General features: G+C 55.7%; 11 protein-coding genes. 4 read left to right on the forward strand and 7 right to left on the reverse strand.

Features of this window, described 5'->3' with window-relative positions; translation table 11 throughout:
- Positions 1–238: 238 nt before the first annotated feature.
- From JAO32_RS15640 to JAO32_RS15655, 4 genes are all read right to left on the reverse strand, one after another.
- On the reverse strand, positions 239–1,648 hold the full coding sequence (locus JAO32_RS15640) for a hypothetical protein (RefSeq protein ID WP_334242059.1): 1,410 nt from the start codon (positions 1,646–1,648) through the stop codon (positions 239–241).
- 868 nt (positions 1,649–2,516) lie between these two features.
- Positions 2,517–3,926: an MrcB family domain-containing protein gene (locus tag JAO32_RS15645; RefSeq protein ID WP_334242062.1), complete on the reverse strand. Its 1,410-nt coding sequence runs from the start codon at positions 3,924–3,926 to the stop codon at positions 2,517–2,519.
- Between the two features lie 408 nt (positions 3,927–4,334).
- Positions 4,335–5,642: a flagellin lysine-N-methylase gene (gene fliB / locus JAO32_RS15650; protein WP_334242064.1), complete on the reverse strand. Its 1,308-nt coding sequence runs from the start codon at positions 5,640–5,642 to the stop codon at positions 4,335–4,337.
- Between the two features lie 245 nt (positions 5,643–5,887).
- Positions 5,888–6,448, reverse strand: coding sequence for a TlpA family protein disulfide reductase (locus tag JAO32_RS15655; RefSeq protein ID WP_334242066.1), 561 nt, complete (start codon positions 6,446–6,448; stop codon positions 5,888–5,890).
- A 290-nt stretch (positions 6,449–6,738) separates the two neighbouring features.
- On the opposite strand from JAO32_RS15655, the gene JAO32_RS15660 reads away from it, so the two are divergent.
- The 4 genes from JAO32_RS15660 to JAO32_RS15675 all read left to right on the forward strand — a co-directional run bounded on the left by JAO32_RS15660 (position 6,739) and on the right by JAO32_RS15675 (position 10,056).
- On the forward strand, positions 6,739–7,422 hold the full coding sequence (locus tag JAO32_RS15660) for a hypothetical protein (RefSeq protein WP_334242068.1): 684 nt from the start codon (positions 6,739–6,741) through the stop codon (positions 7,420–7,422).
- 158 nt (positions 7,423–7,580) lie between these two features.
- Positions 7,581–8,519 carry a tyrosine-type recombinase/integrase gene (locus JAO32_RS15665; protein WP_334242070.1) on the forward strand — a complete coding sequence of 313 codons (939 nt, stop codon included), beginning with the start codon at positions 7,581–7,583 and terminating at the stop codon, positions 8,517–8,519.
- 98 nt (positions 8,520–8,617) lie between these two features.
- Positions 8,618–9,691 (forward strand): TonB family protein, encoded by a 1,074-nt coding sequence (locus tag JAO32_RS15670; protein WP_334242073.1) that lies wholly within the window; start codon positions 8,618–8,620, stop codon positions 9,689–9,691.
- Complete coding sequence (locus tag JAO32_RS15675; protein ID WP_334242075.1) at positions 9,691–10,056, forward strand: ankyrin repeat domain-containing protein; 366 nt, start codon at positions 9,691–9,693, stop codon at positions 10,054–10,056. The genes JAO32_RS15670 and JAO32_RS15675 overlap by 1 nt, the downstream gene beginning before the upstream one ends.
- 286 nt (positions 10,057–10,342) lie before the next feature.
- On the opposite strand, the gene JAO32_RS15680 is transcribed toward JAO32_RS15675, so the two are convergent.
- From JAO32_RS15680 to JAO32_RS15690, 3 genes are read right to left on the reverse strand one after another with little or no spacing between them, the layout of a single operon-like run.
- The gene (locus JAO32_RS15680) at positions 10,343–11,644 is read right to left on the reverse strand and encodes a HupE/UreJ family protein (RefSeq protein WP_334242077.1); all 1,302 of its coding nucleotides are present in this window, start codon (positions 11,642–11,644) and stop codon (positions 10,343–10,345) included.
- Positions 11,641–12,792, reverse strand: a complete 1,152-nt coding sequence (locus tag JAO32_RS15685; RefSeq protein ID WP_334242080.1) for a DUF3500 domain-containing protein — start codon at positions 12,790–12,792, stop codon at positions 11,641–11,643. The genes JAO32_RS15680 and JAO32_RS15685 overlap by 4 nt, the downstream gene beginning before the upstream one ends.
- Positions 12,789–14,108: a DUF3500 domain-containing protein gene (locus JAO32_RS15690; protein ID WP_334242081.1), complete on the reverse strand. Its 1,320-nt coding sequence runs from the start codon at positions 14,106–14,108 to the stop codon at positions 12,789–12,791. The genes JAO32_RS15685 and JAO32_RS15690 overlap by 4 nt, the downstream gene beginning before the upstream one ends.
- Positions 14,109–14,144: the final 36 nt, after the last annotated feature.

The following is a 14,144-nucleotide window of genomic DNA, read 5'->3' on the forward strand; positions in this document are numbered from 1 at the left end:
AGACGCAACCCTAACGAGCCTGTAAGAAGACCTGCTAGTTACGGGGGGATACCGTGCGGCAACATGCTCTTTTTTGAGCATTTTGACATGTGTTTCAACAAAGTTACAGCGTGTTACACGGGAGAAAATGCGGATTACACGGATTCGATTCCAGCTTGCGAGCGCGAGATCCCGTTCCAAATCCTATGTCTCGGAAGACAGGTTGGCATGGGCGAAGCAGGATCTGAGTGACCTGATCCTAGCGAGACTTTTGAGGTAATGGATGCACTGATACCAGATCGGATCCCAACACCTGGTAGCCCTTCGCGAGCCGGACATGCACGAGAGCCTGGAATTGCCCCGTAGCGGCCTTGGCCACGGATTTGTTTAGCTGATCGATGCCTGTCTTTGAGGTGGCGAACATCGTGGCCCCCTGCGTGCCTTTCGTGTCCAAGCCTCCCAGGATGATGATGCGTCGCCCGGGAACCTCTCCATTGGCCATCATGACGAGACTATAGTCGCCCAGAAGCACCTGCGTTTGCGGGTCGCGCTCCGTCTTGTAACTGCTCGCTTCGCCCTTTTGGGGGTGGGCATTGGCGATCTCCGCGCCCCAAGCGTGATGGTTTCCCAGGTTGTTAAACCGGAAGTCTCCCACGGTGAGCAGCTGTTCCACCGCCGGATTCTGGAAGGGAGAGCCAAGAAGAATCACATTGTGCTGGCTCAAATCATCGGGAGTAATGTCGCGGCTGGACTTCACAATGGGCTCGACGCCCATGTGCCCAAACAAGCGCGTAAGCATTCCAATCGACTCAAGCTCTCCTGTTCCGGTGTAGCCATTCTCGTAATAGAGCTGTTTGTTCTCAGGAAGAGCGGCAGAAGTCGAAGAAACTTCATTGGCTACGTGAGGATCGACCCGGGCACCACGACTGTCGGTTGCGCCGTGACTGAACCAAAAGAGGTCGTTGGCATCATCAAGAAGGAACACTGCGTCTGGATAGGCAATCACTGGCGCATGGTCGTTCCCCAAAAATCGGGCCCAGAAGAGCTCGACCGGATCGTCATTGACGGATGGCTTCGAGCCGGAAGCAGCCCGGCGTTCGGTGTTCCAACTGCCCAGCAGATACGACAACGCGATCAGTCCGATTACGCCAATCGCCAAAAGAAAGATTCTCCAGGATGGCTTGCGTGAATCGCTCTTCGGGGCAACGGTTAGGTTCACATCTGGCGTGATGTCGCGGTCATCCGGAATGGGTTTGGAATCATTGTCTTCGGGGTGCGGCAAGAAAACGGGCTTCGTTTCGAATCGAGGGGTATAGTGCCCCTTTGGAAGCTCGATCAGAACCGTATCTCGGCCGCCCTCGAGATCGTAGTATTCCTTGAGCTTCACTCGCAGCCGATGACTCTGGACCCGAACGATCGGATCGAGCTTCGGATCGAAATCCTGCTTACGCCCCAAGGCCTCCACGCCAATCGTGTATTCCTTCAGAACATCTGCGGAACCATTGAGCGTTCGGTCGGTGAGAAATTGAAGGAGTACCTGAAGCGTCGAAGCGTTGCGGAAGGTGGAAGAGGAGATGACACGGCGAGCCTGCTCTTTGCAGTCCTCAACTGTGGGGCCGGTGGTGCCCGAGTAAGTCGACTCCTTCCTGCTGCCGAGTTCGCTAATCAAGAATTCCTCGAAAAACAGGATCGTAGCACCCGGTTGATGTCACTCGCAAGCGCGTTGATCCTGCGTTTCCATGGTCCGGCAACAAATGATCCGAGGGCGTTTGTCCGCCGCTAAAACGAGCAACATTGTGCGGAGACCTTTAAAGCATCGCAACCCTGGCGTGCTTTGTTTGTTGACTGCGACGCACTGCACCTTCGCGACTTCATCAATATTCGTCAAAGGGTCCCCGCCCACGATGAGGGCGGAGCTTTGCCCCGCCCTCTTGGTTATTGTGTAGAGGTTCGTTAAAAATCCAATCGAAGAGCTACCGAATGGTTGTTTTTCCTCTGTGTTGACGAAGACCTGGATGGACGCGCTCCCGTTATGGGATTGGGCTCGGTTGTGAACGCGGCCCAGTAGAAGCTGTTGGAGAGCAGGAGCAGTTGCCGGAGCCGCTGTGGACTTCGCTGAATCCGAGGGAAACAGATTCTAACAGCCGTGCTGATCTTATCGCTCGGGTTCGAAACCGCTGCTTTTCCCGAAGGCAAACTAAGATACACGACTGGTGCTGTTACTGTTGCAATCGCTGCTGCTTGGCCGCGCGTAGCCCGACCGTATGCCCCATGATGCGTGGTTTCTTGGAGGCTGAGCTTTAGCTATGCTGACAGGTAGGCTCACCGCCAACAATCACGTGCTCGCCTGGTGATATCAGACCATGTGCTTATTCACGTTTGCTCAGCGAGTGCATTGGCGATTATGCGCTTACCGAGATCCATCGACGCCTACAACTCGGGCCGGCAAGCTCGCCGTTTCGAAACTCATACAACAAAGCCCATCCTTCTGGGGCAGTCACTGCATATCCTAAGGACCTTCTCAAGAATCCGCTGGTCTATGCCCGAATTCTTCTCGCTTTGTATGCTATTGGTTCAAAGTTCCAGCGCTCTAGGGACCAGGGGCTCAGGAGTTCCACAGTGCCCCCGGTCGCGATTGGCCCTGTTTCCTCGCGTTTGAGGTGGATGTCGTGCGCGATAACCAATGCAGTGAAACCTGCATTGGTTTGATGAAGCGTCAACTCAGCAGCCGTAAGAAGAATTGACTCAGCAACTGGGCTCGTAGTGCCTTTGACCTCTATCAACCACGGAACGCCGTCCCGAGTCGCGCTGAAGTCGAAGGATTCCGTCCTTGATACGTCTTTGATCTCCGTAAACCCATCATGTTCCAGTGCATGGCGTGCGAGCTCCATAGCGCGGAGCTCGATTGCAGACCGTTCAGCAGCGGAGAGACCGCGACCTTGGCCGGTAGATTTTCGCCCACGTTCCGAAATTGCATCCTGGACCTCCGCCTCAACAACTAGGACTTCAGGTTGTTCCGACAGGGGGACTTTGCCCATACGATCCTGCTCATACAGTTCCAAGAGAATTTGGCAGAGGCTAGCAGTTTCCTCCCAAAATTCCGCATCGGTGAACTGCTCAACCTGCAACATCTTCGCAAAAGCGGTAGCTCGCTCGAACTGAGTGGAGAGGTCATTGCCCTCCAGTTGAATCTCGTCATCGAAACGGTCAACTGGAATGTTCTTGGAACGTATAACAGACCGGGCCCACTCGACTTTTGCGGCTAGATCAGTCTGAGGGAGATTGAACAGGCTCCCATCGCGAAACACAGTACCTGCACAACCCACAGTGAGATATAGGTTCCGACCGTTCCGCGAGAAGTGAATCACCAGGTACCATCCCTCTCTAGCCGACGGAGACATCAGTGGATCGAACATTCTGACCCAAGGAGACTCAACTTTTCGGCCGATGCCATCAGACCCTTTTACTTCGAGGGAATAGCCGGCCGAAGTGAATAGGGGTTCAAATCGTTCGATGTTTGCTCGGAGATGAGCGGGAAGGACATTTCGAACGAGCTCACCCCTCCGCTGCATAGCGTCGGAATTACTGGACGAATAGACCGTCTGGAGTGAAAGCACCTCTGCGATAGCATCCGTAAGAGATTGGGCTACGCTACTCACCTTAGGGGTCACCGTAAAGCCGCAGCGTCGTAATGCGCGGAAACACGAGGATTCTTCGCCCCCCTTGAACGACTGCGGTCCAAATGAATCGCCCGTCATAATTCCGAGGGCAAGTCCTGCGACACGCTTTGGAGGGTACCTCTTGCCTTGGAACACTAAGTCGTAGTTGGTTGAGTCGGCGAACTGCGTCTCCGCTCCAGCATCTAATCGGTGTAGTGCGTCTGCAACATGGCCGGGTTGAAGTTGGTTTAAAAGGTCCGTGGTGGTCTGCTCAATTATGTCTGGCATTGTCTCGCGACCAACATATCACTGGGTGCTTCGGGGCGTTGGCTTCCATACAACAGGCCAGGTTGCGTTCCTCGTGCGTTTAGCTCTGCCTTCTGAACCAAGCAGGCTGAAAGAAATCAACGTGGCTACAGGAGACGTCCGTCACAAGATGTACTAGGTCATCCTACTGTGAGTGTCTAGGCGTTGTTACTCTAGCCTGTCTTCCTGCGATCCCGCAGGGGGTAAGTGGTGTGAACCGCGATTCACATGAAGGGGCTTAGGCTCGGCGAACTGAAGCGGCCCGGAAGATCAACTATTGATTCCGGGCCAATGCACTCATCGAATCTGGATTAGTCCTCATAAACTCCCTCCCGTTCATAGACTCCTGACGAAAAGCCAGGCTGTCATGGCACTTGCCATCCGCAACCCTTAGCTTCTGAGAAGCTTGGTAAGGCCTGACAATGTATCGAGCCCGCGGGACCTTACAAAAACGAGAGCTTCTTCGAGGATGTAGGGTGTGTGTTCGACAGCTCTGGTAAAGGATTGGACCGTAGACACCAGACGTGACTTTCCAAAGCTGGAGCCGTGCAGACCTGCTACCCCAGCGAGTAGCGTCGTCATCCAGGAGTAGCGAACAACTAAAAGGATGGCCTCCTCAGACATCGTGTGGGGGAAAAATCTGTTGCTCCCAGATCTGCCGAAAGGGAAGAGGTGCTGGTAAATGTAGTTCAGCAGGTAGTTTTCCAGCATGAATGGTGCCTCGCTGAGCAGCGGTTCCAAATGGTCCTGGTTCGCGTTTCGGAACCGATACACGTCTTCATCTGCTCCTGAGGAAGTGGTTGACCCGATCGCTTCAATGAAGTCCCAAAAGACATCCTTGAATCGGGTGCCACAATCTGGATCCTGGCAACGCTGAGTGCTGAGAAATATAGCAAGTTCAAGACGACATGCGATGTCGGGCGACGTCCGGTCGAACTCCGAGCCAGATCTCTGTCCCAACGAATTCCTGAAGCGCGTGACGATGTCTGAGGCGACGATCAAGTCCTGGTCAATAAGACTGTCCAAGCGAATACAAAGATCGACTATCAAGAGCAGGCGTTGCCACACAGGACGCGTCCGGTCACGGATCAGTTCGACGATCAAACCTCGAACTTGTAGATAAATCGCTCCCAGACCTTTGGTCTCACGTACTCCGAACACATTATCTGTTCGGAACTGACCGGAAAACAGATCTCCCGTTTGCTCAGTAGAATCGTCTTCCAGCAGCACTTGGCGTGCGGCTTCAGGACACGAAAGGCTAAGTGAACCTTCAAGGACTCCATCTACGACCGCGAGCGAACGAGGATATATCGAACAGGTCGAAGATAAGAGCTCGGGGCCGTACTGTTTTTGGATCGCGCACAGACGGTCTGCACCAAAGAAGGGACACGCCCCATCCTGCTTGCGAAGGATCGAACCATACCAACTGTCGTGCGGCATTCCTTCGCGCTTTATTACAAAGTGCGACACAAGAGTGCGAAGTTCTTCGGCTGGAAACTGCCGGTACTTTAAATAGGTAATCTTATCGAGCGGAATGTCCCAATCACCGCAGCATGTGTCCTCACAGTCTGAGCCGATGCAGCGGAACCTAGCCGCAAACGTCGGCCGTTGCCCCGCATTTGTTTCAAGCGGTCCATTTTGAGACGCTGTGGTATCTGATCGCTCAAACAGCATAGGATTTCGGAGCGTTTTCTTCATGGTTCGCGTGATCCTCGCGAAGGTTGTGGATCAGAGAGGGATGCCCTTACTCTGCAAGACGGATGAAGGCCAAAAGCGCTCATCTTTTTGCGAAGTAACTGGAGCGAATCTCGGCCTTGGCTTTCTACCGATAGACGCTCTTCCCTTCGGTCATGCAAAAGTTTCCAAACCGCGCTTGTTCTTCGCCGAGTTTCCAGAGAGCTTCCGGCTTTACGCCTAACCTCTTTGTCCTTATCTTTCATGAGTTATTTTGAGTGGCTCTTCAGTCCATCAATGAAAGCGGAAACACTTGGATCGTTCCAATCAGCTCCGCCTGCATGCTGGGCGGCAATTCTGCCGTCTTGGGAATAGAGAAACGTTGCCGGGTATTGGTGAAAGTACATTGAGGGCGGAATGTCTTCATCTCGCGTTACGAAGAACGGCAAGGAGTAGTGGCCGAGTCGCGCATAGTGTTCCACGCGTTGTGGCGTATCCAACCGGGAGACGATCAGAAAGATTACCTCTGGATCGTTCTTGTATCGGTCGTATAGTGCCTGCACCGTGGGCATTTCTGCTACACACTGTATGCACCATGTTCCCCAGAGATCGAGAAAGACCACCTTTCCTTTGTAGTCGCTGAGGTGCCGCGCGTGCCCATCGAGTGTTTGGAACGCGAGGTCCGGTGCTGGCAGTGATACAGCGACGAGCCCAGGTGACCGCGATTCAACGTTTCTTCGGACAGCGTGAAAGAGCAGGAACCCCGCGAGAGCCACGAGAACACACAAAACGATAAAAGTTCCGCCGATCCACTTCCACGCTCGTTTCATGTGCTCCTCGTTGAAACCGAAAATCGAATGACAATGCAGGGCAGGCACAAATGCAGGGCAAGCATATCAGTCCTGTAAAGTGGGCTTCTTCATGGGAACAGTCTGCTCCTCCTCAGGAGGACCTGCTCATCCCATTTATAGGTACCTATCGAGTCGGTGAGTGCATTGGCCTGTATTCGCCAATTGAGATCGGCTGGGCAGATTACCGACGATATGCCGACTTCTGGAGACTAATCTGTATAACCAGAGTCCAAGAATTTGCATCTGTCGACACTCACGGAGGGGCTAGGGTGAAGGAATTGAAGGATTGCGCTATCGGATGTGTCCTTGTCTTCATCGCTGCGGGCAGCACCGCGCAGTCTACGAAGGCGGTCCAGTATTCAACGCCCCAAAGAATGCCTCAAGACCGCGACATGGACTCATACGCAATCTATTCGGACCTGTTACCTGGTCATGAGATTGAATGGGGTGACGTCCCTCGAACGTTCTGGCTCCTGGAAACGACGACCAAGGCCGAACCACTCGGCACTTCCTGCTCGACTAGTGGCATGATGAACCCTCACCAAGCAATTCGAGCACCTGAGAAGGATCAATCCAGTCTTGCTGAGATGCTCGGTGATTTTGACCGGAGTTGTCACGAACGGTACCAACTTGAAGCTTCGCGCTTTCGTTTGAAGTTGCCGATTCGGTTGCTGGACGAAGAAGGGCAGAAACGGTATGCAGCGCACGTGTCGGGCTATATGCCGCCTTCTGACAACATTATGCAAGCTCCTCCGACTCCGGAGGAGTTCAAGGGTGCAGCAGGACTCCACAGCTTCACGGCCGTCTATTTCAATCGCGCGCACACGATGGCCATGACAGAGATTGGTATGTACTGCGGCGGGCTGTGCGGTAACTGGCGGTGGGTGGTGCTGGAGCGCAGGGATGGGCGATGGGTTATCTTGCCGTGGGCAGTGATGACGATGATGTCCTAAGCCGCCTGTTGTTGAAGGAGGAGGTCAGAGAGTTCGTCCTTCACATTGGTACCGAGAAACGCCGATCTCGTCATCCGAGACCTTGCTGACGATAAGCCGACTTATGAGGACTAATCCGGTTGAGAGATGCTTTTCGCCACGGCTAGGAGGCCGTCAGAATGGCGAAAAGAGCAAAGAAACCCAAGAGTGTTCTTAGACTTCCAGACCTCGACTACTCCAAATCAGCGGTTCTCAACAGCCTTGCATCTCTGAACTCACGACGGTCATACGAACATGCCATCCGCGATTTCATCGAGTGGTACTGCTCTGAACCACGCCTCGCGTTCAACAAGACAGTCGTGACGCGTTACCGCATGGCCTTGGAGCAACGGAGATACGCGCCTTCGACCATCAACTTGAGGCTCGCTGCGGTTCGCAGGCTGGCCTACGAGGCTTCGGATTGCGGACTGCTTAACCCTGACCTCGGCGCCGGCATTCGCAGGGTAAAGGGAGCGAAGCGCTTAGGCGTTCGTGTTGGCAACTGGCTGACGGTTGAACAGGCTAAGAAACTGCTCGCGGTTCATTCCGGCAAGCACCTAAGAGACTTGCGCAACCATGCAGTTCTGGCGATGCTTCTCGGTTGCGGTCTCCGCAGAGCAGAACTCATAGCAGTCAAGATTGAGCACTTTGAATTACGAGAGGAGCACTGGGTGCTTGCAGACCTTATCGGCAAAGGTCGTCACATGCGCACAATCCCTGTACCTGGCTGGGTTAAGTCCGCCGTCGATCATTGGACAAAGGCCGCAGACCTTCAGAGTGGTGTGCTGTTCCGTGCCATAGGCAAGACTGGAAGGGTTGGTAATTGTGGGTTCACGGCGAAAGTAATCTGGTCTATCGTTCGAGAAACCGCTTCGAGCTGCGATATCGGCTTAATCGCGCCCCATGATCTGCGCCGGACTTGCGCTCGACTCTGCCATCAAGCTGGAGGAGAGCTCGAACAAATTCAGTTCCTACTGGGGCACGTATCGGTTCAAACTACCGAACGCTATCTGGGGTGCAAACAGCGTCTTCAGAATGCCGTTAACGATCAGATCGGATTGGAACCGGCGTCGCCATAATAACGAGAGAAAGAATCGACATCAGGACCATTCCAAGCTCCGGGACAGGTTGTGTACTCTTGCGTAGCGAAGGTTTTAGATCGCAGAGGATATGGGATATGTCGAAAATCCAAGCATGGTTTCTCGCAGCCCTGTTTGCAACCTGTTTTCGCATGTCTCAGGCACAGGTACCCGTACCTGAGGCCCTGCCGGAACTGAAGTATCCGACGATTGCGAGGGCCGCAAAAGTTCAAGGTGATGTAGTAGTGAGTTTCCGGCTGACATCGGAAGGCCGCGCAGCCGATGTCATGCCGGTGTCCGGTCCAGCGATGCTGCAAGGAGTAGCAGTTGAAAATGTGAAGGCGTGGCGCTTCAATCCGAAAGGCGAGCTATCTCAACAGGCATTTAAGGTCACATTCCACTTTCGGCTAGACCCACCCGACGATGGATACGACGATGGTCAAGCTATGACGAAGGCTGTGATAGATCAGACAGGGCAGATTCAGGTCATCTCGATCTCTACTATTGGGTTGAATCGCTCGGAATGTCCAAGCGCCAACGATCGCGTACCGCCAGCAAGCGTGAGGAGTGGAGACTTCGTCGAACTACACCGTTGGAACGAAGAGGTGCGAGTTGGCTCAGACGGCGCTGTTATTTGGAAGCAGGGGGATGTTGTTCAGCATGGTCAACTCACATCAGCGGAGGCGCACTCCCTGTTAGAGAAATTTCGAACGGCAGGTGTCTGGAAGTTATGCGGCCGTTACGATCAGGCAGGGCTGATGGACGGCGACGCTAGTTCAATCAAGGTGCGAATCGGCGGACGAGAGAAGAGTGTCGGCGAGTATGGCGACGCGGCACCGGCGGTCTTCAGAGACGTGGAATTAGCAATCGACGTGTCTGCCAATACCCATCAGTGGCGGCATGGTGATCCGAAAACTGAAAGCATTGCGGAGATCACATTTGAATTTCTTCCCAAGCCTGGGAAGACAATGCTTATGGATGCGGCGCGGCGCGGAGACAAGAAGGCCTTCCAAGCCGCGCTGGAGGCGGGCGATAAGCTGACTGATGTTGACTCGAGCGGATGGACTCCTCTTATGTATGCCGCGAGTTCCTATGGAGATTCGCCATTGAAGGAAATCGTCAAAGTCGGAGTGGATGTAAATGCTCGCTCGAAGGGGGCGAAACGGCGCTAATGGCATCCGCAGTCACCGGTATGGCGGATGAGGACCTCCTGAAAGCAGGCGCCGAAGTGAATGCTGCCAATGACGAAGGTATGACCGCGCTTATGCTCCTAGCCCAGCGCGGAGATCCCGACGAGATCGGGACATTACTGAAAGCTGGAGCTGATGCCCGTATGAAAGACTCAGAAGGACGCACGGCTCTCGACTATCTCAATGCTGCAAACTGCGGGTCACCAGTAGTTCGCGAAAAAGATCCTCGATGGATGACCGTAGGCTATTCCGTATGCAACGTGCTCCACGATAACTATCAGAAGTCGAAAAAGTTACTCATCGACGCAGGCGCTAAAGAAACACGCATCGCCACGCCTTCTCAATAGCCGGACGGAAACTCTAGTCAAATGGTGATCCAGCGATACTCCTGATAAACGCCGTTCACGTCAGAAGAAGATCGTTTCCGATAAGCCGACATATCGGTACTAATACGAGTCAGTGAGTGCATTGGCGATTGGCGTCAATCTAGAAACTCAAAAGAAGACAAGTGCGCTACTCCGCTGTAGTCGGATCGATCCCTTAGCAAGGGGAAGGTGCAGGAGGGGGAACGAGCCTGTTACGAAACACACCGAACATCTTTTGCGGATCGAATGCTCGCGACAAGCCGCCGTATCAGGACCTGAGGGCTTTTGAACCCCTATCAAGAAGTAGGCACAGAAGGCTCGCTGCGAACAATAGGACCGCGCCCACGGCGCCTCTTTGCGCCACCAAGTTCACGATTGCGTCTGCGGGAGTCTGAATCTTGAAGAGGCGTTCGACAATCCACATGGCAGAAGCCACAGACGCGAATGCTGCTCCGGTGATCCGGAACGCTGAGTAAGCACGTGTGCGGCTCATGAGCAGCAACGATGGCAGAACGAACGCCACAACCAGCAGTTGCATCGTCTCGATGCCGAGATTGAACGACAGAATGCCCAGGACTCGATCCCACCGAGCGAGCCCGAGGCGGTCGAGCGTGGACGCAAACGCCAAGCCGTGAATAAGACCGAAAAATGCGGCGATCCACGCCTCTCGGCCAGGGAAGATAGGCCGCAAGGCATGGACTGCGGACACCAGGATGGATACGGCGATGAATACCTCCACCGGCCGCGCGGGGACGTGCACGAAGTTCATTGCTGCCAAGGTCAGGGTTAACGAATGACCGATGGTGAATGCCGTGACGATGCCGATGATGTGGAGAAGGCTTTGACGAACAGTCGCGGTCGAGGCCCAGCGTGAGCCAACTGCCAATAGCGGCGCTGGAAGCAACAAGACCAGGAGAAAAAGCAAATGGTCCGTGCCCTCTGCAATGTGGCGCATGCCAAGGCGAAAAAGGCTGGAGAACTGCAGACCATTCCACCATGCCCGAACTCCCAACCGCGTCGCTGCCACCCCGGCTTGCTCAAAGTCCAGTTCGTAGTTCGATTGCCGCGCATTCCTCTTCTGATCGACGATGCGGAGACCGCGATCCTGCGGAACCTCAACGTTGACGAGATAGACCGACCCGTCGTTCATATGGTGATTGGAAAGTGTCAGGGACCGATTGGATGAAGTGGCCGACGGAAGACCGACGTGATACTCCAGATGGATTTCACCCAAGCCATCGCGCAGTTGCAACGCTTCCGGAATAGCCAGGGAATCAAGTTGAGGCGTCGCTGCCTCGCCGTCAATCGTGATGGACAGGTCACGAAGAACGCGATCGGCATAGGCCCGCTTCTCGGCGTCAGAGAACGCCCCATCATGATCCGTGTCGATCGTCGCGATGACCGAAGGCGCAATCATGACACCGGGAATCAGGCGCATGGACGCGTGCATGCGATTCGATTCCAGCGAGAGGATCGTCGCCTGCAGATACTCGTCAATCCGATGCGCCCACGCGGGTATGCACGAAAGCAGCAGACCCGTGGCGACTGAAGCGGCCAGCTTCGGTTTCATTGCTTCGTTAGGGCGCTGCCGTAGTCGTTAGTTGGATCGCGGTACATGGTGTGCACATGGTTGCCGGGCTCATCGCTCTGCGGAGCGTATTCAATGACCAGGTGCGGCCCCTGGATGCGGTAGTACGCCGTGATATTGGTGCCGGCTTCCGCCGTGGTCGCACCGCTCCATGCGAAGTAGGTGTCGTCCAGGTCGTCCTTCATCTGGTTCAAACGCGCACTGGCGTAGGGTTCGGTCAGGATGCCGGACCACTCCGCAATGAGGTCGAGCAGCATGGCCTTTTGCTGCGCGTTCATCTTCTGCGCCTTCAGGCCTTCCGGTGTGATCTTCTTGCCGTCCTGCCCCGGTCCAAGCACAAGGTCCGCAACCTGGTAGCTCAGCACTGCTTGTTTCTGCTGCGCTTCATCCAGTGACTTCAACAGCGCCAGCGCCTTGTCGCTCTCGCGACCAACGGGACGTATGGTCTTGCCGTTGAGCTTAAATATTGCCGGTTGTGCGCCGGTCAGCGTTGGTGTTAGCACGCCCTTGCTGCCTGCGATGGTGATGTTCAACGCAAGATGATGCCCGCCAAACTGCAACATCCACGGCTGGGTTGCGGAGGGTGTTCCAAGGAACGAGAGGAAGTAGAGATCGCTGCCGAAGAGGTCTCCGCCGCCGGGAGGTCGGCCACCCGGACCACCGGGGCCACCTGGACCGCGCCCGCCGCCGCCAAACTGTGGCGGAGGTCCGCCCTGGCCGCCGCCCGGCGGTGGTCCCTGCGGACGCGGCCCGCCACCACCCGGTCCGCGCTTTGACCCGTTGGCCTTGAAGTCATCGTCGGCCTCGCGAATCTCGTTCACCTTCTCAAGCCCCATGGGGCTGAGTACGGTGCCCATCAGCTTCATGGCGGCCTGCTGCTGCTCTACAGTCATCTGCTTGAGGCTAATGCCGCCGCGCGCGACGACACCGGTTGGAAAGTTCGACCAGCGAGCCCGCTGTGTTGCATCGTCAAAGGCGTACATCACCTTCTGCTTCTGCTCTGCGGTGAGCGTTGCAAGGAAGTCATTCGCAGCGTGTACGACTGCCTCGGTTGAGCTCTTTCCCTGCGCACGGACCAGAGTTGGAACGCAGAACACTACTGCGACAGCAAGCGATAGAAGTCGTTTCATTTTGCACCCGTGAGCTTTACGCCGTAGTCGTTGGTGGGATCGCGGTAGATGGTGTGGACGTGCATCGTAGGGTCGCCGCCGACGCCCTGCGGCGAAAACTCGATAACCAATCGCGGCCCTTGGATGCGGTAGTACGAACTGCCGTTCTTGCCAGCCGCGTGGGTCACGGGTCCGCTCCACGCAAAGTAGGTGTCGTTCAGGTCTGCTTCAATCTCTGCCATGCGAGTCTTCGCATAGGCTTCGTTCACAATGCCAGCCCACTGTGCGATGACGTTCAGCAGCATGGTGCGCTGCTTCGCGCTCATGTCCGCTGCCTTCAATCCCTCCGGCTGAATCTGCTTGCCAGCCTGTCCCGGCCCAAGCACCAGATCGTTCACTTCATAGTTCAGGATGGCCTGCTTCTTCTGCTTTTCATCCAATGCGTCCAGCAGGGCGAAGGCTGTGTCGTTCTCCTGGGCAAGCACGCGAACCGTTTTGCCGCCGTGCGTGTACACGGACGGCTGCGCGCCGGTCAGCGTTGGGGTCATGGTGCCACCAGGACCTGCGATCACGATGTTCAGTGCGAGATGATGGCCCCCAAACTCGAGCATCCACGGCTTGGTCGCGCTGGGCTCGCCGAAGATGCCGATGGTGTATACGGCCTCGCCCGATGCGAAGTTGGTTCCAGCATCGGTCAGCGCCTGATCTGAACCCATAATTTCCAGCACCTTTTGGTAGCCGATGGGGCTGAGCACGGTCTGCAACAGGTGCATGGCCGCCGTCCGCTGCGGAGCGGTCAACGTGCCAAGACGAAGTCCCGGTCGCAGCACATCGCTTACTGGATAGTTCGACCATACCGCTTGGCCGTACTGCTCTCCGATGAAACCACCCGGAGGTCCGCCGCCAAAACCACCACCGCCTCCGCCGGGGCCACCAGGGCCGCCCGCTGGACCACCTTGCTTACCGCCCGGACCACCTGGGCCTCGCCCTTGACCGCCGGGGCCCCCAGGCCCACCTGGACCGCCGGGTCCGCGCCCCGGTCCACCTGAACCGGCTTGCTGCCCACCAGCAGGAGCGCCCGGTGCTACACCGCCGTCTGCCGTTCTATGAAAGGGAGCGTTGGCGCCAAGCTTCTGCGACGTGAAGGCAAACTGAACCTTCTGCTTTTGATCCGCCGTCAACGACGCAAGAAACGCAGACGTAGCGTCGACCACGGCTCGCGTCTGGCGATCTGGGGACGCGTGCGCAATGATCTTTGCTTCGACCCGTGGAAGGCTCACATAACCCGAAGCCACCGTGAGCGCGACGGCACCGGCCAGTACGATCTTTTTCCTCATGGCACTCCCATACACCGGCAACATCCATTCCGCAAC

The organism is Terriglobus sp. ADX1 (genome assembly GCF_036877645.1).
GTDB lineage: Bacteria > Acidobacteriota > Terriglobia > Terriglobales > Acidobacteriaceae > Terriglobus.

Bases quoted from the DNA above. Each gene is read 5' to 3' on its own strand.
- JAO32_RS15675 (WP_334242075.1), top strand. From the start codon at position 9,691: ATGGCATCCGCAGTCACCGGTATGGCGGATGAGGACCTCCTGAAAGCA.
- JAO32_RS15670 (WP_334242073.1), top strand. From the start codon at position 8,618: ATGTCGAAAATCCAAGCATGGTTTCTCGCAGCCCTGTTTGCAACCTGT.
- JAO32_RS15645 (WP_334242062.1), bottom strand. From the start codon at position 3,926: ATGCCAGACATAATTGAGCAGACCACCACGGACCTTTTAAACCAACTT.
- JAO32_RS15655 (WP_334242066.1), bottom strand. From the start codon at position 6,448: ATGAAACGAGCGTGGAAGTGGATCGGCGGAACTTTTATCGTTTTGTGT.
- JAO32_RS15665 (WP_334242070.1), top strand. From the start codon at position 7,581: ATGGCGAAAAGAGCAAAGAAACCCAAGAGTGTTCTTAGACTTCCAGAC.
- fliB (WP_334242064.1), bottom strand. From the start codon at position 5,642: ATGAAGAAAACGCTCCGAAATCCTATGCTGTTTGAGCGATCAGATACC.
- JAO32_RS15690 (WP_334242081.1), bottom strand. From the start codon at position 14,108: ATGAGGAAAAAGATCGTACTGGCCGGTGCCGTCGCGCTCACGGTGGCT.
- JAO32_RS15680 (WP_334242077.1), bottom strand. From the start codon at position 11,644: ATGAAACCGAAGCTGGCCGCTTCAGTCGCCACGGGTCTGCTGCTTTCG.
- JAO32_RS15685 (WP_334242080.1), bottom strand. From the start codon at position 12,792: ATGAAACGACTTCTATCGCTTGCTGTCGCAGTAGTGTTCTGCGTTCCA.